Raw genomic sequence first — 25456 nt, forward strand, 5'->3', positions numbered from 1 at the left:
CGCTTGCTCCATCACCGGCCCGCGCGATCGTTTATTGCCAGTACGTCGACTATCCGGTCGGTTGCGTTGCCCGGGCTGGCGTTGCCCTCCGGCCACGGCCCGTTGCGCGCGCTGCAGTCCGTCATAACGTCGGCGGTAATGCCAATGGCGGCGTTAATCGCGTCGGAGCGCGTCGATAGAGGATTTGCCTGCGGGCCACTAGCCTTGGTGCATAAACCAACCTCGTGACCCGCGGTAGCATTCAACACCACTTCTCGGCCATGCAGCGTCTCTGGCGCACACGTCTTCGTTTCGAGGGGACTTCTCGGCTTCAGCAGATCAGGGTGCCATAACGTCGCTGGTATGCTGACGCGCCGAAGTCGATGCCCGCTTCACCGGCCTTCGCGTGTGCTTTACCGGCAGCGGAACGGCAAACCGTTGGCGCCTGTGACCAAAGTCCCCGATGTGCAGGCCATGCCGGTGGGCGTTATGTACCAGCCATTGCTGGAGCTGGCTGTGGACCCGCCATAGTAGGCGTTGGCTGCCCGAGCGTCGCCTGTGTAGTAAGGGCCGCTTCCCCATCCCCAGTTGGGAGATGTAGCCGCCACAGCAGCCGCCGTGCCCACGGCGGCCGCGCCGGCGACGCCAGCGCCGACGACCCCGGCTCCATACCGGTACGCAGCCCGCCGGTCTTGCCGGCGAGCAACACCTGCAACGCTCATYGGGGTCAGTGGCCGACCGACCCGTGCTTGGGCACTCTCGACTGACAAAGAGACACCGCGTTGTTCAGACCAGCTAAACGAGAACAGTGCCGCGCATGCGACAGTTGAGCCCGCAATTGCAAGTTTTGTTAGATGCATCTGTTTCATGAACTTGCTCCATTACTGGCTTGCCCCATGCTGAAAGGATGCTGCCTCACCGCMGGGTGGCTATTGCGCTAGATCAAAGGTAGACGATGGGCTTGCGAGCTCGGATGAGGCAGAGACTTTGACGYTAYCRACGAGYTTTCTTCGATCGTGCGCGAGCCCGTGACGGCAAGAACGGAYAKCGTTTTCRAATTGAAAGAGGCGRCSMTTGCGCCGCCTCTCCGTGTGGTCCGCGTKCYTACTGGCAGACGTACATGATTCCGTCACCGCCCTTGATCAAGGTGCCGGGCGTGCAACCAATGCCGTTGAGCTTCGCATAGCTATCCCAACCGTCGTAGCAGGTGTAGGAAGCACGCCCAAAGACCCCAACAGCCGTGCCGTACCCGGTCCTGCCGCCGACCCCACACCAGGGGCCGCCAGTATAGTAGGCCCGCACTGCGTACCAAGGCAGACCGGACTGATCGGGTATGTAGTGACTATAGGGATACGGGCTGACATAGAGCCGCCTCGCTTGGGCACTCTCAACTGACAGCGAARTCCCGCGCTGCTCAGACCAGTCAACAGTGAACAGTGTTGCAAGGGCGATAGCCGAAGTTGCAATTGCAAAATTTCTGAAAGCCATCTGCTTCATCGTTTTGCTCCTATCCTGTCTCGCCCCCTTTGCATAAGGAGGCCCGTCGGTTGATGCCGACATTGACAAAGATCAAGGGGCTTGATCTGGCTCGTGACCAAATTTCAACGTGAATCACAGAGTTTATGCATCCAACCGTGTACAAAGTCGGCAAAGATTTCGAAACGACAACCAAGTGAGTGATGTCCCCTCTTGGCCCCTTTTCCGGAAGCGCCGTGATGTCGACGAGAGTCCGAAATGAGCGCCAGAACGGACGTCCGCCTGTGCGCATCCCAATTTGCCAAGGTCATTAGCCAAGCGCTTGTTGGGCAGTCTCAGAGCAATGCCGTGAAACAATCGACGCTCGCTTGGATTGAATGTTCACGACCGCCGAACCGTTCGAGCTGGACCAGGGCACGGACGCCGAGCGTAACGCCCTTCGTGGTGAGCTCTTAGCCAGTGTTCCTGACCGCCTCAGCTAGAATGGCGTACAGCTGCTGCTTGCTGAATTCCTTGGGCTGCTGCCTCTCTGCAGTGCTTCGCGACACCTTCTTTGCCACTGGACGTGCGCAGGCGGCCGACGACGCCGGCCTTAGCTTCGGTGGCGGCCTGATCCTGGGTCTTGCTGTTGGCGGCTTGTGGCCACGCTTCAAGCCCAAACGGGTTAGCATCCCGCAGACCGCGTTACGGCTACACCCGAGACGGCGCGCAATCTGTGCCGCGCTCTGTCCTGCGGCCCAGAGCCTTTTGAGCAGTGCTACGTCTTTCGCATCCCAGCCCATGGGGAGATTATAGCGCTGACTGGCCGACACCGGCTAGTCTAGTCTTCATCCGGCTCGCGTACGACTGCCGGTTCGTCGGCTTCATCCTCCTCTTCGTCGTCTTCGTCGTCCTCCTCGTCATCATCAGGATCTCGGGGCGGCATCAGGGCGCCCATAGCGACGAGCGGCGTCCAGACGATCGCTGTGATGAAAAATGCTTCGAACTCGTGTTGCCTCATGGCGTTGTTACTCCTCGAAGAGCATGCGCAGTCGAATATTCCGACGGACGACATCCGGAGTTCCAGGGCGGGATCGCTCCTACGCGACGGCGATCAGATCGACAGCCGCGGCAAGGGGCGGCACCCCACATAACTGGCGGCGTCTACGAATACTTTATGCCGAGGACGCATCAGGTTCTATATTTACCAACACTTCGCCGGCAGTGATTTCGGGATCCCCAAGATCGAGGTCATGCAGACTCGCTTGAATGAACTCCATTATCCGGGCGTTCGCTGCATTGGCGCTTTCGCGATCCTCGAATATCATCACGGCGACACCCACGCCGTCGCCCCCATCCAGCACGTAGTAAGATCTGAATCCGCGCGATTGCCTCAGGATCTGACCGACGCCGCTCTTGGCGCGGCGAGCAGCGTCCGCAACCGAACGAACCTTGGTGTACTTGCGAATGACTATGTACATGAGGTCACCACGCGTTACGGTTCCCGCCCCACGCATCAAAGCATGCCCGGTCTCAATTGGACTAGGCCGTGAACCCATAAATCTGCCGGGCGGACGGCTTGCCAGAGCCCGCTATGCACCGATAGCGACCAAATTCTGCAACGCAGCTAAATGACGCGATGTGCCAATACCGGAAATACAGGTTGCGCGCCTGTCGCGCTCAGTCCCTCGCCCTTTCGAGTGCGTGCCGCATGACCTTTTGCTCATCGCTGGTCATCTGGGTCGGCCCAAGGTTGAATGTCAGCTTGTCGATTTTCCCGGTGAACTGGAACGGCAGCTTGTAACTGTCATCCACCTCTGTGCGGCTATCGACGCCGATGTCGAAGGACTCGTCGATGGCCATCAGGAACCCAATCGAGTGCGGGATCGACCGGCGGGCGTACTCCTTGCCATCCACCGACAGCACCCCAGTGCCGCCCTTGGCTGGGCCGGGTCCATCATATTTGAAATCGAATACGATGGTGTGCTTTCCCGGCTTGAGCGCAGAACCCAACCAATCCCGCGCACCCACGCCACCTTCCCAGCGGTATCGTTTCAAATCCAGCATGTTGTAAACGAAAACCGGCTTGCCTTTCAGCAAGTACAGGCCATAGCCGCTGAACCGGCCGCCGAGAGTAACGATCATTCCCTCAGCCCCGCCCGCCGGGATCGTTATCTCGGCGGTGATCTTGTAGTCCTTGTTCATGATGCTGGGCGCATTCTCGGCAGGAATGCCGGGGTTCGATCCCGTGTAGGTGAAAACAGTTTTCCCTGCTGTCGCGCTCGGCCGCGGGGTGACGATGCGCGGCAAGACGGAGTTGTCCAGCGGCAAGACCTGGTATTTCGCGGCCTCGCTCAGGAACTTCGCCTGCAGCTCCTTTAGCTTGTCAGGATTCTTGGCCGCGACGTCGTTGTTTTGCGAGTAGTCCTCGGCGATGTTGTAGAGCTCCCATTTGTATTCGTTGATCTCAGGCATCTTTGCCGTGCCCATAAGCCAGGGCGCTTCGGGCGGCGTCGTGCAGGCATACCAGCCATCGTGGTAGATGCCGCGGTTGGCGAACATCTCGAAATATTGCGTGTCGCGCTTTGACGGTGCGTTGGCGTTGGCCTGGTCGAACGTATAGGCCATGCTCACGCCCTCGATGGGCTTTTGCGCAATGCCATTGACGGTCGCAGGCGCCGGGATGCCCGTGGCCTCAAGGATGGTCGGCACGATGTCGATGATGTGGTGGAACTGGGAGCGAATGCCGCCGACATCCTTGATGTGACCGGGCCATGAAATTGCCATTCCTTGGCGGGTGCCACCGAAGTGCGACGCCACCTGCTTGGTCCATTTGAACGGGGTATCGAAAGCCCACGACCATGCCACCGACATATGCGGGTAGGTTTTGTCGGAGCCCCAATTCTCGTAGTGCAGCATCAACTCGGCTTCGGGGAGTTTCAGCACGCCGTTATAGGCCGTCATCTGGTTCGGGGTGCCCTCTAGCGTGCCTTCGGCGCTGGTGCCGTTGTCACCGCTGATATAGATGATCAGTGTGTTGTCGAGCTTGCCCATGTCCTCGACCGCTTTGATGACGCGGCCGATTTCATTATCGGTATAGGCGGCGTAAGCGGCAAACACCTCCGCCTCCCGCGCGTACAGCTTCTTTTGGATCAATGAGAGCGAGTCCCACTTCGGCAAGGTATCAGGCCAGGCAGTGAGTTGGGTATTCGCCGGGATGACCCCGAGTCGCTTCTGGTTGGCGAAGATCTGCTCGCGCAGCTTCTCCCAGCCCATGTCGAACTTGCCCTTGAACTTGTCGGTCCATTCCTTCTTCGGCTGATGCGGCGAATGCGTGCCGCCGGGCACGTAGTAGAGGAAGAACGGCTTGTCGGGTGCGGCCGCGTTCAGGCTGTTCATGTAGTTGATGGCTTCGTCCGCCATATCGGTGGTGAGGTTGTAGCCGGACTTGCCGATCCACGGAAAAATCTGGGTCGTGTTTTTATAAAGATAAGGCGTCCACTGGTCGGTCTCGCCGCCCATGAACCCGTAGAAGTATTGAAATCCCATTCCGACCGGCCACTGGTCGAATGGACCAGCCGCGCTGTACAGATAGGTCGGGGTGTTATGGTTCTTGCCGAACCATGAGGTGGCAAATCCGTTGTCCCGCAGAATAGTCCCGATCGTCGCGCTCTCCGGGCCAATGACGGAATCGTAGCCGGGGTAGCCGGTGGACAGTTCACCGATGACGCCGAATCCGACCGAATGGTGGTTGCGGCCGGTGATCAGCGCTGCGCGCGTCGGCGAGCAAAGCGCCGTCGAGTGAAACTGCGTGTAGCGCAGACCCGTCTCGGCAATGCGATCCATGTTCGGGGTTGGGATGACTCCACCGAAGGTGCCAGTCACGCCATAACCTTGATCATCAGTCATGATCAGCAGCACGTTTGGTGCGCCCTTGGGCGGCACGACGGACGGTGGCCAGTAGGGCTTGGAGTCTTTCGCGGTTTCCTTGATATCGCCGCCGAACTTTGGAGGCTCCGGCGGAAGCTGCTTGCCATCAAGTGTCATCGTGGCGCTGGGCGTACCCGGCGTGCCCGTGATTTGCTGGGCCCAAGCGCCCGGCGCAAGTGACATGCAGAGGAGAATACCTGACGATGATAGGAAACTCGCAATCTTGGTCACGATGTTCTCCTGTGATGGCCGCCACGAAATAGAATTTCACCCTCAAGTAGAGGATGGCTCACCGCAAGCACCTCATGGAACGCCCCTCGTCGTGCTTGATGTAGATCAAGGAATGTCCGATCGGGGTCATTCGCGACCGGGTCGAGCCAACAGCAAGCCCGGCTAAGTCCGCTATGCCCCGAAAGCGGAAGCAAATTCAGAGCATTAGCGGCACGGCCACGGGCGTTGTCGGTTGCTGGCGCTGCCCGAGACGTGATTCAAGGTCCGAAACCGGAGCCTCGAATCATGCGCTACGAACTCAGCGATTACGAATGGACCGCAATCGCGGATTGGATTAGGGAGCTTGTCCGCCAGCAAGGCGCGTGGGCCAATATTCCGCCGAAACGCAATCGCAAAGACCCAATCTGCTTCAGCCCGTTTCTATATTGCGCGCGCAACTTGATCGAACGGTTCTTCAACAAGATCAAGCAATGTCGGCGTGTCGCGACCCGATATGACAAGCTCGCAGCCAACTATCTGGCGTTCGTCAAACTCGCATCAATCCGAATTTGGCTGCATGCCAATGAGTCCGCGCCCTAGGCGCTCCTTCCCGGATGGCCGCGCGCCCTTCTCCAGTGAGCTAACCTCGCCCCGCAAGCGGGGGCGAGGTGCTGAGGCTCAGGAACCCTCGAACTTGAACGAGACGTTGAGCTTGGCGCGATAGGCCTCTATTTTTCCCTTCTCATCCAGTTGCATGTCGAGTTTGACGACCTCTGCAATGCGAAGATCCCGGAGAGATTTTGCAGCTTGCCCGACCGCATTAGCGGCCGCCTTCTCCCATGAGTCGTTGCTGGTACCGATCAGTTCAATGACCTTGTAGACGCTATCAGGCATGTCGTCCTCCCGTTCGGTCTGAAGCAGGAAGCAGGTGCTCCCTGCCGTTGTGAAATCTAGCATCAGGATATCGGCGCCGATACGACGCGATACGGTCTCGGACGTCGCCCGGGGGCCCGATAAGGACAAACCGCATCTGGCGGGGATGGCGGCTTTTGGCCCGAAGCCGCAGCACGATCAAGTCGTCGTCAGGTATTCGTGGCGGCCGATCTATGCTCGACCGCGCTTCTGGCCAATTCCGAAAGTTCAGAGCGACGAATTGCGCGACACGCCCAAGGCCTCGACAAGAAAATCGATGAACAGGCGGGCTCGCAGGGGGAGTTGCCGTCCGAACGCGTGCAGGACGAAGACCGGCGTGGTGAACATCGGTATCTCCGGCAGCACGACATTCAATCGTCCGGCGGCAAGCTCGTCCTCGATTGCGATGCGCATGAACTGGGTGATGCCAACGCCCTTGACGACCGCCTCAATCAACGACTGGGCATCGTCGCTATCGAAGGGGCCATTGGGGATGACCCGGGTGCCGTCCGCAAAAGCGAATGCTTGCGGCCGGCCGCCGAGCAGGTGGCGAAGGCAGGCATGCTGCCTGAGATCGTCGATCGACCGCGGAACTCCCCGGCGCTGAAGGTATTCCGGCGATGCGCCCAGAACATATTGCAGGACACCCAACGAGCGACCGATCAGGTTCGTGTCTTCCAATTCGCCAATTCTGACCGCGAGGTCGAAACCCTCGCGAATGAGATCGACACGGCGGTCCGTGACGCTGAGGTCGAGCTTGATGTCTGGATAGCGTTCCAGGAACGAGCCCGCCCATGCAGAGATCAACGGACGTCCGAACGTACTCGGCACGGTGACCCGAAGCACGCCACGCACGTTGCCCGGAGCCTGCACGATGTCATCGGCTTCCTCGATCGCGCGCAAATGGGGGGCAACATGCTCATAATAAGCGGCGCCTTCGGACGTCGGGCTGAGCGTGCGCGTCGAGCGCTGCAGCAAGCGTACACCGAGACGTTGCTCGAGGCGCGCGACGCTTTTCGATACGGCTGAAGGACTGGCGCCAATGAGCCTCGCGGCGCCCGCGAAAGAACCCGTATCAACCGTCCGCACGAAGGCCAGCAGACCGGCTGTTCTTTCCAAAATCGTCGTCATTCCGGACTTCTGATCACGAAAGAACCGAACGAAACCCACCTATTCGGTCATTTATGACCGAATAGGTTGAGCCTCGCAATGGGGGGGATCCCTGGCAGCCGCGCTCTAGGCCTTCCAACATGCCCTCCATCGCTCAAGCTCATGCAAGAAAAAGGGAATGCAGTATGCCTGCGCAAACCAAGCCGACGATCGTTTTCTGCCACGGCATCTGGGCCGATGGTTCTTGTTTCAGCAAAGTCATTCCTGCGTTGCAGGCTGATGGTTACGAGGTCATCGCCGTTCAATATGGTCTGGACTCCTACGAAGAGGACCTTGCGACGGTCAAGCGCACGCTTAATCGTGTCGGCAGCCCGGTCCTCCTCGTCGGTCATTCGTATGGAGGCGCCACCATCACGGGCGCGGGGACCGATGAGCGCGTGGTTGGCCTCGTCTACATTGCAGCGGTCGCCCCGGATGCCGGCGAGACCGTACAGGACCAGCTCGACAAGTATCCGTCGGACATCTTCTCTCGCGTCGAGGTCGCAGACGGGCGTGCCTGGATGCTTCCGAACGGCACCGAATTCTTTGCCGGAGACCTCTCCAAAGAAGACCAGAAGCTGGTGTGGGCCACCCACTATGCGCCCGTCTACAATCTGTTCCAGCAACAGAAGCTCAGCGCCGACAAGATCGCGTGGAGATCGAAGCCGAGCTGGTACGTTCTGGCCACGCAAGACCACACGGTGCATCCGGATCTGCAACGCTGGGTCTCGAAGCGCATGGGAGCGACCGTCACCGAGGTGGCGAGCAGCCACGTGCCGATGCTCTCCCAGCCAAATGTGGTTATCGACGTGATCCGCAAAGCCGCGGCCGCCGTTCAAAAAAGCTGATCGCAAGAAGCATACATTGCCGTACACGAAGGAGAGGTCGCTCGCGAGGCGACCTCTCTTGTTCATGGGCAGGTGTTCAGTAGCCGACGGGGCGGCCTTTCACCGCGAGTTCGACGCAAGCGTCGTGCGATTCTTTCGGGAGCATCTATGAGCGATGGTAGCCCCCATTAACCCGCCTGGTCGGCATGGTTGCGGATATGCCTGGATCGACGCACTTGCCCCCAAAACGGAAGTCGGCCGGCCAGGTTTTCTCAAGCGCGCGCCCGCCACAGCGTAACCGCAAGCAGTATATAGGCAGCACAAGTCCACAGCGACTGCCAATTGTCCGGTCCTTCGCTAAGCGCCGCATAGATGGCTGCCACCAGGAATACGCCGGCAAATATCGCTTCCGCCATGGGGCGGATTCCCTTCTTGGGGCGATTGAGCTGCGTCATAGCCGCAAAGGGGACTGCCGCCATAGTGAGGGCCGCAAAGGGAAAATCCTTTTCGCGCGGGTCAAACATAAAGCCCAGCGCAGTCGCCGTGCCGATCACGATGGTTACGATCAAGATCAATCCGTGCATGATCGCCAGCCCCGATGGGGTCCGGTCGTCTTTCGGACCCAGCAATTCCAGAAATGTGGGCGGTGCGCGCCCGGACATCAGGGCGTTGGCGCCGAACAGCGGCGAGGCAGTTGCCGCCACCAGAAGTGCGCCCCACAGCAGCCAGCTGCCCGCGTCGTAGCTTTCATAGAACATCTTTTGAGCGGCCACCCCAAACAGGACTCCGGAGGTGGTTGCCGATATTCCGACCGCAAACCAGGAGACGAGCCGGGGCTGCGAGAGCTTCCGGCGCGAGGTCAGCCATGCAGCGCCGAACACCAGGATCGCCAGCGCCATTCCGCTGCTCATTTGCAGTTTCCAGAGCGGATAATTGCTGACGGGGATGCCGGGGGGATATTTCAGCATGCGCTGCGCGGAATCGAATAAGCCCCACGACCCGCCGACGGTGCCCTCGAACTCATGCTTCCACAATTCATCATACGCCTCGAACAGGTTGACGCGGAAATTCTCGCGCCGGGCAAGATCGAGTACCTCCGAGATCACCCGCGCCTGATTGGTGCGCGACGGTAGCGCCGAATCGCGCATCCGCCCTTCACTCGGCCAACCTGTTTCTCCAATCAGGATTTCCTTTCCCGGAAACGCCGACGCTACCTGCTTTCGGACGTCGTCGACGTGAGCAGCGGCAGATTTCGCCGGGACCGGGACGTTCTCCCAATATGGCAGGATATGAACGGTGACGAAATCGACGGCGTCATCGAGCTCCCGATAGCGCAGCCAGTACTCCCAGACGTCGGAATAGGTGACGGGGACCGGCACTTGTGCCTTGACCGAGCGGATTAAGGCAGCAAGGTCGGAAGGCGTCATCTTCCGATGCAACAGAACCTCATTGCCGACCACGAGTGCGGTGATGGTTTCCGGATATTGCCGGGCGAGGCGTATGCCCGTGGATATCTGCGTCGCGTTCTTCTGTCGGTCCCTATCGAGCCAAATTCCCTGAATGACTTTCAGCCCCACCTCGGACGCAAGTTCGGGGATCTGATCGAGACCAAGATCCGTCGCATAGGTACGGATACAGTGGGTTATTTTGGCAAGTTGGGCGAGATCTTCCGCGATCTGGTCCCGCGGCACTGGTGTCGGCGACTCCGACGTTTGGTTGTTGCGGAAGGGCGCGTAGGATATGCATTGCAGTTTGGCATTCGGATCGATCGGTGCGCGCGCCAAGTTGATCGGTATGGCCAGCCACCACCACACCGCGGCGATCACACCTAGGGATATGAGGAGAAGCGCCAGAGGCGTGCGAAGCGAAATAGTTCGACCCTCCAACGTAGAGATCGTCGGTCAACCGGCATGTTGTCGTGACCCGACAACAACAGAAATCGTCCGCCGTTACCTGCTTGACCTGTGAAAGCTGGTGCCAGATCGTCCGTGCCGCAAGAGGCGAGTCAACATCCAACGAAGGCCTTAATGCTACCGCAGGGCGGGTCTGAAATGGGCGCCAAAGCGGACATATGGCGATCCGTCTCAATGTACGGGCTCACGCCATATTTTTTCACGTTCTCGGCCATCTAGGGCTTCGGCCGAACCACCTGCGTCAGCATCGGAAAATGCTTGTTGCCGCCTGCGAACGGCGGGAACTGGACGAAGTCTGCGCGCATGCGCTTGATCACGTCGGAGCCGAGCGCGTGCGCGAGGGCCTCCGGGCTGTCGAACACCAGCTTGTTGCGCTGCATGTGCTCGACGCGCCGCGACGGCAGCCGGTCGACCCAATCGATGCGGGTGTAGATCTCGATCTGGCGGACGTTCGGGAAAGTCCGCATGATCGACGGATGGTGCTCGAGATAGTGCAGGTTCCAGGCGTTCATGTCTTCAGCCGGGCCGGGATAGTGCACGAGGTAGCTGCACGGCGTTGTCACCCCTGCCGGATGTGCGGCGACGTCGACGGGAAACGCGCGCGTCAGCATCACCTGGTGCGTGACGTCCAATCCGGCGAGGCCGGATAACCCGGCCCCCTTCGCCAGGCCGGCAAGGACGCCGCCGCAATCCAGCGCCGCCTCGCAGGCGAACAGGTCTGGAAAGCGCAGTTGAAGCGCAAACACGGGGCCGGAGCCGTCGGCCTTGTAGGGATGATCGACCGATTGCTCCAGCGGCGTGAACAGCAAGCCCTCGGTCATCTCCGGGATCGATCCGACCAACTCTGCCGCGGCGGCAACCTCGTCGGGATGAATCCGCCGTTCGCCTGCCCGATCGGAGAATGTCACGAAGAGCGAGATCATGCCGGCGTTGCCTCGGCCCCCTCGCCCAGGCTCAGATGCGCCGTGAGCGCGGTGCGAATGTCATCGGGCCACGGGATCGCATGGTGATCCAGCAGCGAGGTCGCGGCAAGGACCTGGCGGGCGCGCCAGCGCATGCCATCCGCGCCCGAGACGATATGCTCCAAATGCAGAGATGATCCGCCCACCCGGCCGATGCGGAGCCCGAACGTCAGGAGATCGCCGAATCTCGATGGCCGGGAAAAGTCGCAGGTCAGGTGCACCGTGGGCGTCCCGATCGTCCGCACCGTGATCAATCCCGGCCATGGAAAGCCGATCGCCGCCCAGAATTCCTCGACGACGCCGTTGAGGATGTTCAGGTAGGACGGAAAATAAGCGATGCCGGAAGGGTCGCAGTCGCCGAACCTCAGCTCGCGGTCGAACGAGAAATTCGTCATCAGATCGCGACGACCGGATGCCGGATGACGCCGACGCCATCGACCCCGGCCTCGACCACGTCGCCCGGCCACAGCCATTCCTGAGGGCTCCTGCCGGCGCCGACGCCCTCGGGCGTTCCCGTTGCGATGATGTCGCCCGGCTCGAGCGTCATGCCCGACGAAATGTCCGATATCAGCACCGGAATGTCGAAGATCATGTATTTGGTATTGGAGTCCTGCTTCATGACCCCGTTCTTGGTCAGCCAGAGCCGCAGATCATGCGGATCGGGAATCTCGTCCGCGGTGACGATGCACGGGCCGAACGGCGCATAGGTGTCCATGCCCTTGGAGAAGATCCACTGGCCGGCGCGGCGATTGTCGCGCGCCGAAATGTCGATCATCACCGAATAGCCGAACACGTGATCCATCGCCTTCTCGACGGTGATACGGGTCGCCGTCTTGCCGATGATGACGGCGAGCTCGACTTCCCAATCGAGCTGCTGCGTCATCTTCGCATTGTGCTGGATCGCCGCGCCCGGGCCGATCACGGAGGTCGGCGGCTTGGAGAAGACGACCGGCTGCTTCGGCAGGTCCTTGTCCGTATCCAGGCTCTTGGCGGATTCCGCGACATGCGCGCGGTAGTTCAGCCCGATGCCGAAGATGTTTTTCCGCGGCCGCGGGATCGGGGCCTGCAGCTTCACGTCCTCGACCGGAACGGCGGAGCCGGCCGGCAGGCGTCCATTGGCATTATCCAGGCAGTCCCTGAGCGCCGGCAGCAATGTCACGCTGTTGTCGATCAACGACAGCATGTCGCTCGGCCATGTAAAGCCCTGCGACGCACCGAGGTGCTCGACGTCCACAACCAATCCGTCAACGAGGACCCCGAGGCGGGCACCGCTGGAGCCCAAAGTGTAGGTAACAAGGCGCATGAAGCTTTATCCGGCTCTTTCGGTTGAATTCTGCGTGGGGACGTCAGGCGGCAACTGGCTGGTGGCCGGCATTGTCGCCATAGGCCTCTTCCCGGTAGAAGCCGAGACTCTCGATGACGGGCAGATCGTTGAAGCAGAACAGGCAGGCGTCTTCGCTCTCTGACGCATTGCCGTGCTCGTGCCATGCCCAGGAGGGAACGCAGAAGATATCGCGCTCCTGCCACTCGAAACGCTTGCCGCCGATCACCGAATAACCACGCCCCTTGGCCACCTGGTAGATGAAGCTGCCGGTGTGCCGGTGCGACTTGGTCCGTTCGCCCGGCCGCAGCAACTGCATGCTGGCGCCGATCGTCTGCATCACATGTCCGCCGGTGACCGGATTGACGTAGTTCATGAGAATGCCGTCGTAAGGCGAGCCATCGGTCGCGGCGGCATATTTCCGCAAGGCGTCGTAGGTAGGCTCCCACTCGTATTTGAACATCGGGGAATAGCCCTTCGACCATTTCGAGTCGACCGGGCGAAGACCGGGATTGCCCCAGGTCTTGGTCATGTCGTCCACGGGATAGCCGGAGTCTTCCTGCTGGACCTTGGGATGGACCGCGAAGAAGTTCGCTTCCAGCGCATTGACCAGCGGGATGTCGAGTCCGTCCTGCCAGATGCAGACCGAGCCGTTGCCGTCGACCCCATGCTCGTGCCAGGTGCCGTTCGGCGTCAGCACGAAATCCCGCGCCCCTAACGTCATCTTGTGACCGTCGACGACGGTGTAGGCCCCCGACCCTTCCATGATGAAGCGCAAGGCCGACGCCGAATGTGCGTGCGCCGAGGCGACCTCGCCGGGGTGCATCACCTGCAATCCGGAATAGAGCCAGCCGACCGCGGCCGATACGTCGCGGCGGCCGGGATTGTTGAGATAGATCACCCGCCGTCCCGCCTTCTCCGGCGAGACCAGCTCGACCGACCGCAGCACGTGCTCGCGCAGATCGTCGTAGCGCCAGAGCACCGGAACGGACGCCGATTGCGGCGCCCACGGCTCGATCTTGTTGGCGACCGTCCACAGCGCGCCAGCTTCGTACTTTTCGAGATCCTTGTAATAGGCCTTGAGCTCGGGCGTGTCCTCGACATTGGCCCGGCCGACGATGTTTTCGCGCATCCTATCCTCCAAGTCCTGTCTTGTGGCTTCAACCAAAGTAAAATGAGTTGGTTGATTGGGCCGCGGGGTGCGTCACCTCTCCCGCTTGCGGGAGAGCATAGGCCGCCTTCAGCGGCCGTCCTCCAAGAACGCCGAGGCGAAGCCTCGGCTTTGCCGAAGGCGCGGGTGAGGGTTCTCTCCTCTAGGGGGTTCTCGATTGCGTTGATACCCTCTCCCCAACCCTCCCCCGCAAGCGGGGGAGGGAGCGCACCTTCTTTGCGGTTTGCATCCCAAACCATTATTCCGATCCGAGCGGGATCGGCGTGAAGCCCTGCCCCGCGGCATCGCCCTCACCGTCTGCGAGGTCAAGTGGCGCCAAAGGACGCCGATTGACCCGGAGATCGAAAATGTCGAACCGGTTGTAGTGCCCGACGATGTCATGCATCTGCTTCGGCTGGATGCAGCGCTCGAGGTCGATGTCGGCGTAGACGATACCCTCGTCGTCGATCAGGGCATCGCCGACCAGGCGGCCGTCAGGCCCGATGATGCCGGAGAAGGCGCTCGACTTCCGCTGCAAGCGCGCGCGTGCGTCGGGAACCACGGCTTCCATGGCGGTGATGATCTCCTCCGACACGGTCGAACAGGAGACGATCGTAAAAATCTTGCCTTCGAAGGAGTGGGCAATCGCGCGCAACTTGATCGCCTCCGCCATGTCATAGTCGGGGGGCGCGACGGGAAGCGAGATGTAGCTGGCGACATGCACCAGCTCGCCCTGCCCCAACAGCGCAAAGCGCGCGAGCGTGTTGGTGTTCTCGCCGCACGCCAGCCCTCCGAGACGCCCGATCTCGGTATCATAGACGCGCAGGCTCGATCCGTCACCGCCGGTCCAGGTCAGCTTCTCTGCCCAGGTCGGCACCAGCTTGCGATGCTTGCCGAGCAGCGTGCCGTCCGGCCCGATGAAAACCATTGTGTTGTAGATCGTGCCCAGCGAGACCGGACTGCGCTCGTTCACGCCGAGCACGACGTGGCATCCCGTGTCGCGCGCGGCCTTCCGGACGACGTCGACCTCCGGACCCGGCACAAGGACCGACGCCTTGGCGAGCTTCTCGAACCATGCGCTTCCCGTGACCGGGTCGGTGATCCAGTTCCAGTAGGGGTAGCCGGGAACGAAGACTTCGGGGAACGCAACGAGCTTCGCGCCGTTCGCCGCGGCTTCACGGACCAGTGAAGCCGCCTTGTCGGCCGTCGCGCTCGCGTTGAGATATACCGGTGAGGCCTGGATGGCGGCAGCTTTAAAGCGAGGCAGCTTCAGCATCGGCGCAGGCCCTGTCGCTGGCTTCATGATCGCACTCGGGAGCAGATCCGCTAGAGTGTCAGCATGGCGCGGCGTTGACTTACTTTACATGTAAAAGTATGATAACGCATATTTCTGGAGGCTGCAATGGCTGAACGGTCTTTTGCTCGCGAAGTCGAGGATCTCCGGCTCGGCGACGGCGACACTTTCCGCGGCGAAGGCATCCTCGCCATCACCAAGGCCCTGCTGCAATCGGGCGTCGCCTATGTCGGCGGCTATCAGGGCTCACCGATCTCGCATCTGATGGACGTGCTCGCCGACGCCAAGGACGTGCTCGACGATCTCGGCGTCGTGTTCCAGAGCTCCGCCAACGAGGCGGCGGCGGCGGCGATGCTGTCGGCCTCGGTGATGTATCCCCTGCGCGGCGCGGTTGCCTGGAAGTCGACCGTCGGCACCAATGTCGCCTCGGATGCGCTCGCCAATCTCGCCTCCGGCGGCGTCACCGGCGGCACGATGATCATCGTCGGCGAGGACTATGGCGAGGGCTCCTCCATCATGCAGGAGCGCACCCACGCCTTCGCGATGAAATCGCAGATGTGGCTGCTCGACCCGCGCCCCGATCACGAGTGCATCGTCAATCTGATCGAGAAGGGTTTTGAGCTCTCGGAATTCTCCAACACCCCGGTCATGCTCGAGGTCCGGGTTCGCGCCTGCCACATGCATGGAAGCTTTGCCTGCAAGGACAACGTCAAGCCGGCGCACACCATCAAGGACGCACTCAACAATCCCAAGCGCGACGTCGGCCGCATCGTGCTGCCGCCGGCGGCCTATGAGCACGAGCAGGAGAAGATCAAGACGCGAATGCCCGCGGCGATCGGCTTCATCCGTGACCACAGGCTGAACGAGTGGATGGGGCCGAAGCAGGGCAAGGTCGGCATCATCATGCAGGGCGGGATGTACAACAACGTCATCCGCGCGCTGCAATATCTCGGCCTGTCGGATGCCTATGGCAACACCCAGGTCCCGCTCTACGTCATGAACGTCACCTATCCCGTGATCGACACCGAGGTCGCGGAATTCTGCCTCGACAAGGAGGCGATCCTCATCGTCGAGGAAGGCCAGCCGGAATATCTGGAGCAGGCGATCAACACCGTGCTGCGGCGCAAGGACATCAATGCGCGCATTCACGGCAAGGACGTGCTGCCGATGGGCGGCGATTACACCGCGCAGGTCCTGCTCGGCGGTATCCGGGAATTCCTCGAGAAGACCGAGCCGCGGCTGCTCGGCAACCGGCCGCCGGCGCCGGACGCCGCGCCCGTGCTCAATCATCCCGCCGTCGAGAAGCTGAAGCAGGTCGTGCCGGCGCGCCCGCCCGGGCTCTGCACCGGCTGCCCGGAGCGGCCGATCTTCGCCGCGATGAAGCTGGTCGAGGAAGAGCTCGGCCAGCACCATGTCTCGGCCGACATCGGCTGCCATCTGTTCTCGATCCTGCCGCCCTTCAATATCGGCGCGACCACCATGGGCTTCGGCCTCGGCCCGGCCTCGACCTCGGCCTTCAACGTCAAGGCCGACAAGCGCTCGATCGCAGTGATGGGCGACGGCGGCTTCTGGCACAACGGGCTGACCAGCGGCATCGGCAATGCCGTCTTCAACAAGCATGACGGCGTCTTCCTGATCGTCGACAATTACTACACCTCGGCGACCGGCGGTCAGGACATCCTGTCGTCGCGCGCGACCAACAAGCGGCGCAATACCAACAATTCGATCGTGCAGGCCGTGAAGGGCATCGGCGGCCAATGGGTCCGCCAGATCGACCGGACCTACGACGTCGGCAAGATGCGCGACACGCTGAAGGAAGCGCTGACGACCAAGGACGAAGGCCCCAAGGTCATCGTCGCCTCCTCCGAATGCATGCTGAACAAGCAGCGCCGCGTGAAGCCGCTGATCAACAAGGCGATCAAGGACGGGTTGCGCACCGTCAAGGAACGCTTCGGCGTCGACGAGGACGTCTGCACGGGCGATCACGCCTGCATCCGGCTCTCCGGCTGTCCCTCGCTCTCGGTGAAGCAACTCGACGATCCCCTGCGGGACGATCCGGTCGCGGCCATCGACAATTCCTGCGTCGGATGCGGCAATTGCGGCGAGGTCGCCGAAGCCGCCGTGCTGTGCCCCTCGTTCTATCGCGCCGATGTCATCCATAATCCGACCCGCTGGGACAGGTTCAAATCGAAGGTCGCCATGGCCGTGATCAGCTGGCTGCAACGCCGGCGCGATCGCCGCAGACCTGCGCTCGAGGCGCTGGCATGAGAGACGAGACGGTACGGCTGGCCCTCCCCGCCGCGGGTGAAGCAACCGAGCGGCCGATCTCGATGGCGATCGTCGCGATGGGCGGCCAAGGCGGCGGCGTTTTGACCGACTGGATCGTCCAGCTCGCCGAGAACCATGGCTGGGTCGCGCAATCGACCTCGGTGCCCGGTGTCGCGCAGCGGACCGGCGCCACGATCTACTACATCGAGGCCATGCCGCCGCTGGACGGCCGCAAGCCGATCCTGTCGTTGATGCCGACGCCCGGCGACGTCGACGTGGTGATGGCGGCGGAATTCATGGAGGCCGGCCGATCCATCCTGCGCGGCCTGGTGACGCCGGATCGCACCACGCTGATCGCCTCCAACCACCGCTCGCTTGCGATCGGCGAGAAGATCGCGCCGGGCAACGGCATCGCCGACGGGGGCGCCGTCACCGGCGCCATCGGGATTGCCGCGAAGACCGAGATCATCTTCGACCTGAACGCGCTGGCGATCGAGCACGGCAGCGTCATCTCGGCGGCGATGTTCGGCGCGCTCGCGGCCGCCGCCGTGCTGCCGTTCGACCGCGACAGCTATCTCGACGTCATCCGCGCCGGCGAGAAAGGTGCCAGGGCCAGCATTCAGACCTTTGAAGCGGCCTTTGACCGGGTCAAGCGCGGGGCTTCCGAGGTCGCGGCGCCTGCGCCATCGAAGCCGGCCAACGACGGCCCCTCTCGCGCGACGCCGGATCCGCAACTCGCCGGGCTTGTCGCAAGATTGACGCAGGAGCTGCCCGAGCCCGCGCTGGCCATGGGCCGCGCCGGCCTGAAGAAGGTGGTCGACTTCCAGGACGTCGCCTATGGCGCCGAATATCTCGACATCCTCAAGTCGCTGCACACTGCCGACCGGAGTTCAGGCGGCGTCGACAGAGGCTATGCCTTCACCCAGGCCGCGGCAAAATACCTCGCCAACGCGATGACCTACGACGACGTCATCCGCGTGGCCGACCTCAAGACGCGGGCCGGACGCCGCGCGCGCATCGAGAGCGAGCTCGAGATGTCGCAAGGCCAGCTGCTCCAGACCACGGAATTCATGCACCCCCGCATGGAGGAGGTGATGGGCATGCTGCCGGTGGGCCTCGGCCGCTGGCTGGGCGCGAAGCCGCGCCTTCTCGGCTGGCTGGACCGCCGCGTCAACAAGGGACGCCGGGTGCGGACCTATTCACTGCCCTGGTTCCTGGCACTCTATACCGTCGCTGGACTGCGCGGCCTGCGCCGCCGTTCCCTGCGTCACGCCGTCGAGATGGCTCACCGGGACCAATGGCTCCGGGCCGCGACCGACGCGGTCGGCACCAACTACCAGCTGGGTGTCGAAATCCTGCAATGCCGCCGTCTGGTAAAGGGCTATTCCGATACCCACAGCCGAGGACTGTCGAAATTCGACAAGACCCTGGACGCGATCAAGCTGGTCGAGCGGCGCGACGACGCCGCCGACTGGGCGCGCCGCCTGCGGGAAGCGGCGCTGAAGGACAGCGCCGGCAAGGAGCTCGACGGCGTGATCCAGACCATCAAGAGCTTCGCGTGATGCGATCGGGCGAGGCTCAATTCGATTGCCGTCCGGAGCGAAGGACGTCAGGATCGGGCGGCTTGACTACGATTCTGAGGTTGCTAATCGGAGCGACAGACCCGCGATAATCCCCCACTCGACGAGACACTCTGTACTCGATGGTCATGCAATGCCGGCAGCACTCAAAGAGAACATTGTTCCCGTCCCCGGGCAGGTCGAAACCCGGCTTTGGCTGCAATTGCTGTCCCTGCATGGCGAGCTCTTCGCGTCGCTGAATTCGATGCTGAACTCCGAGTTCGGCCTGTCGCTCGCAAAATTCGACGTGCTGGCTCAGCTTGACCGCTACAGGGACGGACTTGCGCTGGGGCAATTGTCGCAGAATCTGAAGGTGTCCGGCGGCAACGTCTCGGGACTGGTCCAGCGCCTGCTGGCCGACGACCTCATCAGCAAGGAAATGTCGAGCGAGGACCGGCGCTCGTTCATCGTGCGGCTCACGCCCAAGGGCGAAGCCCTGTTCGCGAAGGCCGCCGACGTCCACAAGAGGCATCTCGGCAAGCGGCTCGAGAACATCCCGACCCAGGAGCTCGACACCGCGCTTTCCGTGTTGCGGTCGCTCTCCTCGAAACTTCGCACCGAGAGCAAGAAGCAAAGTCGCAAGAGATAAAGTCGCAAGAGATAATGGCCAAAGAATCCAAGAGCAGATGGAAGTCGGGTCCGCCGAGGACCAAGGACCAGCTGCAGAACTACATCCCCTATCTGTTCAATCGCCTGGCCAATCGCTGGAACCTCGACCAGAACCGCGACCTGAGCGAGCACGGCGTCAACAACGTCGTGTTCCGGACGCTGTCGGTCCTGTTCATCTACAAGACGCTCACCGTCAACGAGATCGCGGTTCTCGCCGTCACCGAGCAATCGACCGCGAGCCGCATGGTCGATTCCATGGTGTCATCGGGCTTGGTCAAGCGCGAGATTGCCGAGGAGGACCAGCGCCGCAGGGTCGTGGCCTTGACGCCGGACGGCGAAGCGCTGCTGCGCAAGATCTGGCCGGTCATGGCGACCAACTACGACCGGCTGATCGCAGGCATCGAGCCTGACGACATCGAGGTCTGTGCGCGCGTGCTCGCCAAGATGGTCGAGAATATCCGGCTGAACCAGATCTAGGGTCCAGACTCAATTGATTGAAGCCAGAATGCCACGGCGGCAACGAGGCACAGGGCTGAGAAGTAGTTCCGAGCGAGTTTGTCGTAGCGCGTTGCGATGCGCCTGAAACCCAACCGCTTCGCCAATGGGGAGATGTTCTTTTCCGAGGGCCGTTAGCGTGCCTGCTCGCGGCGCCGGCGAAGCGTCCGAGACCGGTCGCGAGCAGCGGCTCGCACAACCGCGGGCCACCGATCATTTCGACCGCCATGGGGTCATCCGCGGTATCCAGCGCGGGACGGCGGCGCGGAACGCCTCGTACTCGCTCCCAAACGTCCGCTCGAGCGTGGGTTCTTCGTACGCCACGACGAAGACGTGGAAGAAGAGCCAGAGCAGCGCGCCGTAGACGATGAGGCGCCAATCGCCCATCAGCACCGCTTGACCCAGGATGATGGCAACGACCGCGACGTATATTGGATTACGCACATAACGGTAGAGACCGGTCACCACGAGATTCCGGGTCGGCGCGATGGGCGCGGGGGTGCCGAGACCCTGCAGCGCGAAACGCGCAAATGCGTCAACGAGCCCAGGCACGCCTGCGAGAATCATGATCGCGCCGATGCCGCGCGTCAGCTCCAGACCAAGGAACGGCGGCCGGAGTTGCCAACCCGTGATCGACCATGGAACCAGCCCCGCCAGCGTACACGGGGCGACCACGAAGAAAACCGCCGAGCCCAGCACGGCAATGGTTCGTTGCACGGCGGTTCCCGACACTCGCTGCGAGGTCATTCCGACCTCCCCTTCATGGATTCCCGTCGTCATCCGGGTGCCGGCCGCCATGTTATCCCAAAAGCGGAAACCGCGCACGACTAAAGCCAGAATGCCACGGCGGCAACGCGGCACAGGGCTGAGAAGTAGTTCCGAGCGAGTTTGTCGTAGCGCGTTGCGATGCGCCTGAAGTGCTTGAGCCTGCAGTAGCAGCGCTCGATGACATTGCGATCCTTATAGGCTTGCTTGTCGTGACTATGCGTTTCTTCCGATTTGACCGGCCTGGGATCACCGGTTTGATGCCGTCCTTGCAGAGACCAACCCGTTGAATCTCAATGTGGCTAATTGGATCTTATCCCTAGTCCTGCTTGTTCGAGCATGATCTTTTCGGAAAACCGCTTCGCACTTTGCCGGATCATGCTCGGCTGTCACGGACCGAGGCCGACGAGGCTGGTGCCGCCGCAGACATAGAGCACCTGCCCGGTCACGAAGTCTGAGCGCTCGTCGAGGAAAAATTCGACCGCGTGCGCCACGTCCTCGCGCGCACCGAGCCGGCCGACCGGAACGTTGCGCGCCATTCTCTCCTGCCGCTCCGAACCCTTTGGGACGACACCCCAGAAATTGTCCGTCAGAATCGGGCCCGGCGCGACGACGTTCACCGTGATGCCGCCTGACGCGAGCTCCAGCGCCCAGGTCCGCGCCATGCCGTGCACGCCCGCCTTGGTGGCGGAATAGGCCGAGCGGGTCACGGCGCCCATCGCCGCACGCGAGCTGACGAACACGATGCGGCCGAAACGGCGCGAAATCATGCCTTCGAGGGCGGCCTGGGTCAGCAGCATCGGTGCGCCGAGGTGCAGTTGCGAAAGCGCCAGGATGTCTTCGGGCCTCGCATCGGGCAGCAGGTTCGGCAGGATGACGCCCGCATTGTGCACGAGGCAGTCGATGGCATGATCCCGGCAGATCTCCTGCGCGATGGCGCGTGTCTCCTCAATGGAGGTCAGATCAGCGCGATAGGCGGCGAGCAGATCGTGGGTCCAGTCCGGCGTCTCCAGTCCCACCGAGACCACGCGCTGTCCCTTGTCGACCAGCCTCTTCGCCAAGGCTTCGCCGATCCCGGAATTGCCGCCGGTGATGAGGGTGGTACGGATCTGGCTCATGATTGGTCTCCCCCGCTTGGCATACGTCAGACCTGCCGCCGCTTGAGGTCGCGCAGATCGAAGAACGCGCCATCAGACATCAGCTTGGCGACAAAATCCTTCAGCCCGCCGCGCTGGATCTTCTCGGTTGCGGTCAGCGGCAGGCTGTCGACGAAGCAGATCCAGCCCGGCGCCTTGTAATAGGCCATCTGCTCCAGGCTCCAGCGCACGATGTCCTCGGCGAGCGCGCGATCCGCCCCTGCCCGCTCCGCGATGATGACCGCCGCGACCTCGTCGCCGCGCAGCTGATCGGGCGTCGCCGCGACCGCGGCCTGCCGGATCGCGGGATGGCGGTTGAGGACGGACTCGACCTCGACCGCGGCGATGTTCTCGCCGGAGCGGCGGATCACGTTCTTCTTGCGATCGACGAAATGGAGGTCGCCCTCGGCATCGCGCGACACGATATCGCCGGTATGGAGCCAGCCGCCGTCCCACGCCTCGGCGGTGGCTTGCGGGTTCTTCAAATATTCCCGGAAGAAGCCGTAGCGCGGGTCCGCACCCGCGCGCCGCACCAGCAGCTCGCCGGGCGCTCCCGCGGGCGCATCGTTGCCGGTCTCGTCGACGATCCGGATATCGACCTCGGAGGCCGGGCGGCCGAAGCAGGAGGAGCCGATCTTGCGCGGCTCGACATTGGCGGCGATGACGCCGCCGCTGCCCGTCTCCGTCATCGCCCAGGCCTCGATCAGCGGAAAGCCGAAACGTTGCTCGAACGGCGCGTGCAGCAGCTTGTCGACGCCGGCGCCAAATCCAAACCGCACGGTGTGGGCCTTGTCCTCGTCCGATGCCGGCGCCCCCATCAGCATCGACGGCATCACGCCGAGATAATGCAGGCAGGTGGCGCGGCTGTTCCGCACCGACTGCCACCAGCTGCGCGGATGGAAACGATCGAGCATGGTCAGGCTGCCGCCGACCGACAGCATCGCCATCAGCGACACCGCCATCGCGTTCATGTGGAACAGCGGCAGCGGCGTGATCATGCGCTCGCCATCGGGCCTGAGATCGATCAGCCCGCCGACGTCGCGATACCAGTTGCCGGAATGCAGGAAGTATTCGTTGGTGAGCACGCAGCCCTTGGGCTGTCCGGTCGTCCCCGACGTATAGAGCAGCGCGCATTCGGTCGAGCCATCAGCCGCGGTCGCTCCTTGCGCGCCGCCGAAGGGAGCGGGAACGTCGCCGCTGTCGGTCACGACCGCAATCGCGCGCCCCGCCTGGCGGGCCGCGGTCTCGACCTCGGCGCGCCGCTCACTGAGCACGAACGCCGCGTTCATCTCGGAATGCGCGATGATGTATTCGAGCTCGCTCATCCGCAGATCCGGATTGATCGGCACGACGGAGACGCCGAGCGCGTTGAGCGCGAACCACAATTCGACGAATACAGGCCGGTTCTGGAGCAGAAGTCCGACCCTGTGGCCCTCGCCATAGCCCCGGCTCGCAAATGCCGTCCGCCAGCGCTCCACCCGGTCCAGCATGGCGCGGTAGGATATTTCGCCGGCCGTGATGCCGTAGATGTCGGCGGTCTCCCTCAAGACGTTGAGAAAGGCCGCCTCGCCCCGGCGCAGCGCGGTGTCGCGAAAACGTGCGTAGACTGTGGTCGCAGCGGTCAAGACGATCTCACATGAAAAGCTGGATGTTGCCGAACGGCGCATCGAAATTGACGAGATCGACCCGCTTGAGCTTGATCTTCAGGGTGTCGCCGACCTCGACGAAATCGTGCGACGCCCATCCCGAATAGCGCTCCAGCATATCGCCGCGCGTCTCCGTGTACATATAGGACGTGCGCGCCTTGAACACGCCGGCGGCATTGTCGCAGGCGACGATCTGCGGCGCCTGGAGCAGATGATGGCAGCGGCTCTTCGGCTTCTGGCTGAAGGTGCGCTCGCCCGACAGTCGTTCGACCCGCACCTTCAGCAGCAGCAAATCCTCGTACATCAATGAGGGCTGGAGCACCGGATCCTGCTGCTGCCATTCCAGCGGCATCCAGTAGCGCCCTTCGGGGTGAAACAGATCGAGCCACGCCTGCCACTGCATCGTGTCGAGCAGATCGGCCTCGCGATAGATGACGTCGGTGATCGTCTTCTCGGTGATCATTCCGCGGCCTCGACGCGCTTGTCCATGTCCATGGTCATGAACTTGGCCCAGGCATGAAACTGGTTCCGCATCTGCCGCTCCGACGTGCCGTTGATGACGGCGGTGACGTCCTGCTCCTCGTTGCTCTCATAGAGCCGGCGGAGATTGACCCATTGATTGCCGTTGGACTTGAGGCCCTCCTGGGCCCGTTCGTACATTTCGAGATCGTCGTGCCCGACGATCGAGGTCGGCGCGTTGATGAAGCGGTTGTACATCAGGGCGCGCTCGTAGAGCTTGTCCGGTGCGCCGACCAGACGATACACCCAGCTTTCGACCAGCGTCTTGTCGACCGCGATGGGGATGAAGTTGCGCAGGATCTGGACGGCGCCCTTGACCATGATGTTCGGGAAATAGACCGTGTTGTGCCTGACCTCGCCGAGGATTTCGTGCGCCCGCGTCTCGCCATAGGCCGCGACCATCTGGTCGACATAGCCGTCGATGTCCGAGTAGTTCGAATGGATCGAGTTGGCCACGCCGGTGTGGCCATGGCCGTTCGGCCAGATCCTGATGCCGCTCTGCTCGTAGAACTCGTACGGGCTCATGAAGGGACCGTAGAGCTGCACCGCCATCGGTGTTTCCGTGGACTCGCCCTGCTCGCGCTTCCAGACCTTGACCGCGGTGCCGGCCGAGCTCTCATGCGCCACCATCGGATGGCAGGTGTCGGTCTGGTTCTCGACCAGCATCTTCCAATTGCAGGTGTGCATGTAGCGGATCGGCGTCGCGACGACGGCAAGCTTCCCCTCCGGCGAACGGTCGACCATGTTGTCGATCGTCGACAGGCTCTCGCCAAAATAGTCCTCGAAGGACACGCCGTCGTCCGAGAGCCGCGCGAAGATGAAATCGCGATGGATCACGACGTTCCTGATTTTCGACAGCCCGCCATTCGCCTGGGTGTCGCCGAAGCCGGTGCCCTCGTAGCCCTTCTTCAGGGGAATCGCGAGCAGCGAGCCGTCGGTCTTGAACGACCAGGCGTGATAGGGACAGCGGAAGAACTTGCCGGCATTGCCGCAGGGTTCCGAGGCGATCTTCACGCCCTTGTGCGGGCAGCGGTTGTAGAAGACGTGGATGGAGCCGTCGGTATGGCGGCTCGCCAGCACCGGCTGCCGGCCGATATTGGCGGTGATGAAATCGCCGGGTTTCGCAAGCTGGCTCGCATGCCCGACATAGATCCAGCTGTTCGGGAACAGGTGCTCCATCTCGAGCTCGAAGATCTCGGGATCGACATAGACGTCGCGATGCACCTCGGCTTCGCGCACCAGCGCCGCGATCGCCGGCGCATTGTTTCCGTATTTCGCCATGGCGCCCCTTGCCTCC

Annotated in this window: 22 protein-coding genes and 4 pseudogenes; 6 read left to right on the forward strand and 20 right to left on the reverse strand. The window is 62.2% G+C overall.

Annotation, left to right across the window (positions count from 1 at the left end):
- Nucleotides 1–661: 661 nt before the first annotated feature.
- From ACXJMY_RS01600 to ACXJMY_RS01620, 5 genes and pseudogenes are all read right to left on the reverse strand, one after another.
- Nucleotides 662–848, reverse strand: a pseudogene (locus tag ACXJMY_RS01600) (hypothetical protein); the annotation flags it as partial.
- A 1059-nt stretch (nucleotides 849–1907) separates the two neighbouring features.
- The gene (locus tag ACXJMY_RS01605) at nucleotides 1908–2237 is read right to left on the reverse strand and encodes a GcrA family cell cycle regulator (RefSeq protein ID WP_456617818.1); all 330 of its coding nucleotides are present in this window, start codon (nucleotides 2235–2237) and stop codon (nucleotides 1908–1910) included.
- Nucleotides 2238–2275: 38 nt separating this feature from the next.
- Nucleotides 2276–2455, reverse strand: coding sequence for a hypothetical protein (locus ACXJMY_RS01610; RefSeq protein ID WP_456617570.1), 180 nt, complete (start codon nucleotides 2453–2455; stop codon nucleotides 2276–2278).
- A 154-nt stretch (nucleotides 2456–2609) separates the two neighbouring features.
- The gene (locus ACXJMY_RS01615) at nucleotides 2610–2915 is read right to left on the reverse strand and encodes a hypothetical protein (RefSeq protein WP_456617571.1); all 306 of its coding nucleotides are present in this window, start codon (nucleotides 2913–2915) and stop codon (nucleotides 2610–2612) included.
- A gap of 199 nt (nucleotides 2916–3114) precedes the next feature.
- Nucleotides 3115–5547: an arylsulfatase gene (locus tag ACXJMY_RS01620; RefSeq protein WP_456617819.1), complete on the reverse strand. Its 2433-nt coding sequence runs from the start codon at nucleotides 5545–5547 to the stop codon at nucleotides 3115–3117.
- Nucleotides 5548–5919: 372 nt separating this feature from the next.
- Between ACXJMY_RS01620 and ACXJMY_RS01625 the strand changes: the two are divergent.
- Nucleotides 5920–6174 (forward strand): annotated as a pseudogene (locus ACXJMY_RS01625) (transposase); the annotation flags it as partial.
- Between the two features lie 78 nt (nucleotides 6175–6252).
- Here ACXJMY_RS01625 and ACXJMY_RS01630 read toward each other — a convergent pair.
- Together ACXJMY_RS01630 and ACXJMY_RS01635 are read right to left on the reverse strand one after the other, a co-directional pair.
- A complete protein-coding gene (locus tag ACXJMY_RS01630) occupies nucleotides 6253–6468 on the reverse strand; it encodes a dodecin family protein (protein ID WP_426613761.1) in 216 nt (71 codons plus the stop codon).
- Nucleotides 6469–6714: 246 nt separating this feature from the next.
- On the reverse strand, nucleotides 6715–7617 hold the full coding sequence (locus tag ACXJMY_RS01635) for a LysR family transcriptional regulator (RefSeq protein ID WP_456617572.1): 903 nt from the start codon (nucleotides 7615–7617) through the stop codon (nucleotides 6715–6717).
- Between the two features lie 164 nt (nucleotides 7618–7781).
- On the opposite strand from ACXJMY_RS01635, the gene ACXJMY_RS01640 reads away from it, so the two are divergent.
- Nucleotides 7782–8483, forward strand: a complete 702-nt coding sequence (locus tag ACXJMY_RS01640) for an alpha/beta fold hydrolase (RefSeq protein ID WP_456617573.1) — start codon at nucleotides 7782–7784, stop codon at nucleotides 8481–8483.
- A 251-nt stretch (nucleotides 8484–8734) separates the two neighbouring features.
- Here ACXJMY_RS01640 and ACXJMY_RS01645 read toward each other — a convergent pair whose 3' ends face one another.
- The 6 genes from ACXJMY_RS01645 to ACXJMY_RS01670 all read right to left on the reverse strand — a co-directional run bounded on the left by ACXJMY_RS01645 (nucleotide 8735) and on the right by ACXJMY_RS01670 (nucleotide 15111).
- Complete coding sequence (locus ACXJMY_RS01645) at nucleotides 8735–10288, reverse strand: glycoside hydrolase family 17 protein (RefSeq protein WP_456617574.1); 1554 nt, start codon at nucleotides 10286–10288, stop codon at nucleotides 8735–8737.
- 302 nt (nucleotides 10289–10590) lie between these two features.
- Complete coding sequence (locus tag ACXJMY_RS01650) at nucleotides 10591–11298, reverse strand: hypothetical protein (protein ID WP_456617575.1); 708 nt, start codon at nucleotides 11296–11298, stop codon at nucleotides 10591–10593.
- Nucleotides 11295–11732: an acyl-CoA thioesterase gene (locus ACXJMY_RS01655; protein ID WP_456617576.1), complete on the reverse strand. Its 438-nt coding sequence runs from the start codon at nucleotides 11730–11732 to the stop codon at nucleotides 11295–11297. Before ACXJMY_RS01655 ends, ACXJMY_RS01650 begins: the two co-directional genes overlap by 4 nt.
- A complete protein-coding gene (locus ACXJMY_RS01660) occupies nucleotides 11732–12640 on the reverse strand; it encodes a fumarylacetoacetate hydrolase family protein (protein WP_456617577.1) in 909 nt (302 codons plus the stop codon). Before ACXJMY_RS01660 ends, ACXJMY_RS01655 begins: the two co-directional genes overlap by 1 nt.
- Nucleotides 12641–12683: 43 nt before the next feature.
- Complete coding sequence (locus ACXJMY_RS01665) at nucleotides 12684–13790, reverse strand: cupin domain-containing protein (protein ID WP_456617578.1); 1107 nt, start codon at nucleotides 13788–13790, stop codon at nucleotides 12684–12686.
- A 277-nt stretch (nucleotides 13791–14067) separates the two neighbouring features.
- Nucleotides 14068–15111: a carbon-nitrogen hydrolase family protein gene (locus tag ACXJMY_RS01670; protein WP_456617579.1), complete on the reverse strand. Its 1044-nt coding sequence runs from the start codon at nucleotides 15109–15111 to the stop codon at nucleotides 14068–14070.
- 99 nt (nucleotides 15112–15210) lie between these two features.
- Here ACXJMY_RS01670 and ACXJMY_RS01675 point away from each other — a divergent pair, with 99 nt between their 5' ends.
- The 4 genes from ACXJMY_RS01675 to ACXJMY_RS01690 all read left to right on the forward strand — a co-directional run bounded on the left by ACXJMY_RS01675 (nucleotide 15211) and on the right by ACXJMY_RS01690 (nucleotide 20075).
- The gene (locus ACXJMY_RS01675; RefSeq protein ID WP_456617580.1) at nucleotides 15211–17370 is read left to right on the forward strand and encodes a thiamine pyrophosphate-dependent enzyme; all 2160 of its coding nucleotides are present in this window, start codon (nucleotides 15211–15213) and stop codon (nucleotides 17368–17370) included.
- Nucleotides 17367–18932, forward strand: a complete 1566-nt coding sequence (locus tag ACXJMY_RS01680) for an indolepyruvate oxidoreductase subunit beta family protein (protein ID WP_456617581.1) — start codon at nucleotides 17367–17369, stop codon at nucleotides 18930–18932. The genes ACXJMY_RS01675 and ACXJMY_RS01680 overlap by 4 nt, the downstream gene beginning before the upstream one ends.
- A gap of 151 nt (nucleotides 18933–19083) precedes the next feature.
- Entirely contained in the window at nucleotides 19084–19578 is a 495-nt protein-coding gene (locus ACXJMY_RS01685; protein ID WP_456617582.1) for a MarR family winged helix-turn-helix transcriptional regulator, read from the forward strand.
- A gap of 14 nt (nucleotides 19579–19592) precedes the next feature.
- Nucleotides 19593–20075, forward strand: coding sequence for a MarR family winged helix-turn-helix transcriptional regulator (locus ACXJMY_RS01690; protein ID WP_456617583.1), 483 nt, complete (start codon nucleotides 19593–19595; stop codon nucleotides 20073–20075).
- On the opposite strand, the pseudogene ACXJMY_RS01695 reads toward ACXJMY_RS01690, so the two are convergent.
- From ACXJMY_RS01695 to ACXJMY_RS01725, 7 genes and pseudogenes are all read right to left on the reverse strand, one after another.
- A pseudogene (locus tag ACXJMY_RS01695) lies at nucleotides 20072–20182 on the reverse strand (IS5/IS1182 family transposase); the annotation flags it as partial. The gene ACXJMY_RS01690 and the pseudogene ACXJMY_RS01695 overlap by 4 nt on opposite strands.
- A gap of 124 nt (nucleotides 20183–20306) precedes the next feature.
- Nucleotides 20307–20840 (reverse strand): methyltransferase family protein, encoded by a 534-nt coding sequence (locus ACXJMY_RS01700; RefSeq protein WP_456617584.1) that lies wholly within the window; start codon nucleotides 20838–20840, stop codon nucleotides 20307–20309.
- A gap of 80 nt (nucleotides 20841–20920) precedes the next feature.
- A pseudogene (locus ACXJMY_RS01705) lies at nucleotides 20921–21123 on the reverse strand (IS5/IS1182 family transposase); the annotation flags it as partial.
- 124 nt (nucleotides 21124–21247) lie between these two features.
- On the reverse strand, nucleotides 21248–21976 hold the full coding sequence (locus ACXJMY_RS01710; protein WP_456617585.1) for an SDR family NAD(P)-dependent oxidoreductase: 729 nt from the start codon (nucleotides 21974–21976) through the stop codon (nucleotides 21248–21250).
- A gap of 26 nt (nucleotides 21977–22002) precedes the next feature.
- Nucleotides 22003–23661 (reverse strand): ATP-dependent acyl-CoA ligase, encoded by a 1659-nt coding sequence (locus ACXJMY_RS01715; RefSeq protein WP_456617586.1) that lies wholly within the window; start codon nucleotides 23659–23661, stop codon nucleotides 22003–22005.
- On the reverse strand, nucleotides 23627–24103 hold the full coding sequence (locus tag ACXJMY_RS01720) for an aromatic-ring-hydroxylating dioxygenase subunit beta (protein ID WP_456617587.1): 477 nt from the start codon (nucleotides 24101–24103) through the stop codon (nucleotides 23627–23629). Before ACXJMY_RS01720 ends, ACXJMY_RS01715 begins: the two co-directional genes overlap by 35 nt.
- Nucleotides 24100–25440, reverse strand: coding sequence for a Rieske 2Fe-2S domain-containing protein (locus tag ACXJMY_RS01725; protein ID WP_456617588.1), 1341 nt, complete (start codon nucleotides 25438–25440; stop codon nucleotides 24100–24102). The genes ACXJMY_RS01720 and ACXJMY_RS01725 overlap by 4 nt, the downstream gene beginning before the upstream one ends.
- Nucleotides 25441–25456 lie beyond the last annotated feature (16 nt).

This window comes from Bradyrhizobium sp. P5_C12 (assembly GCF_054049735.1).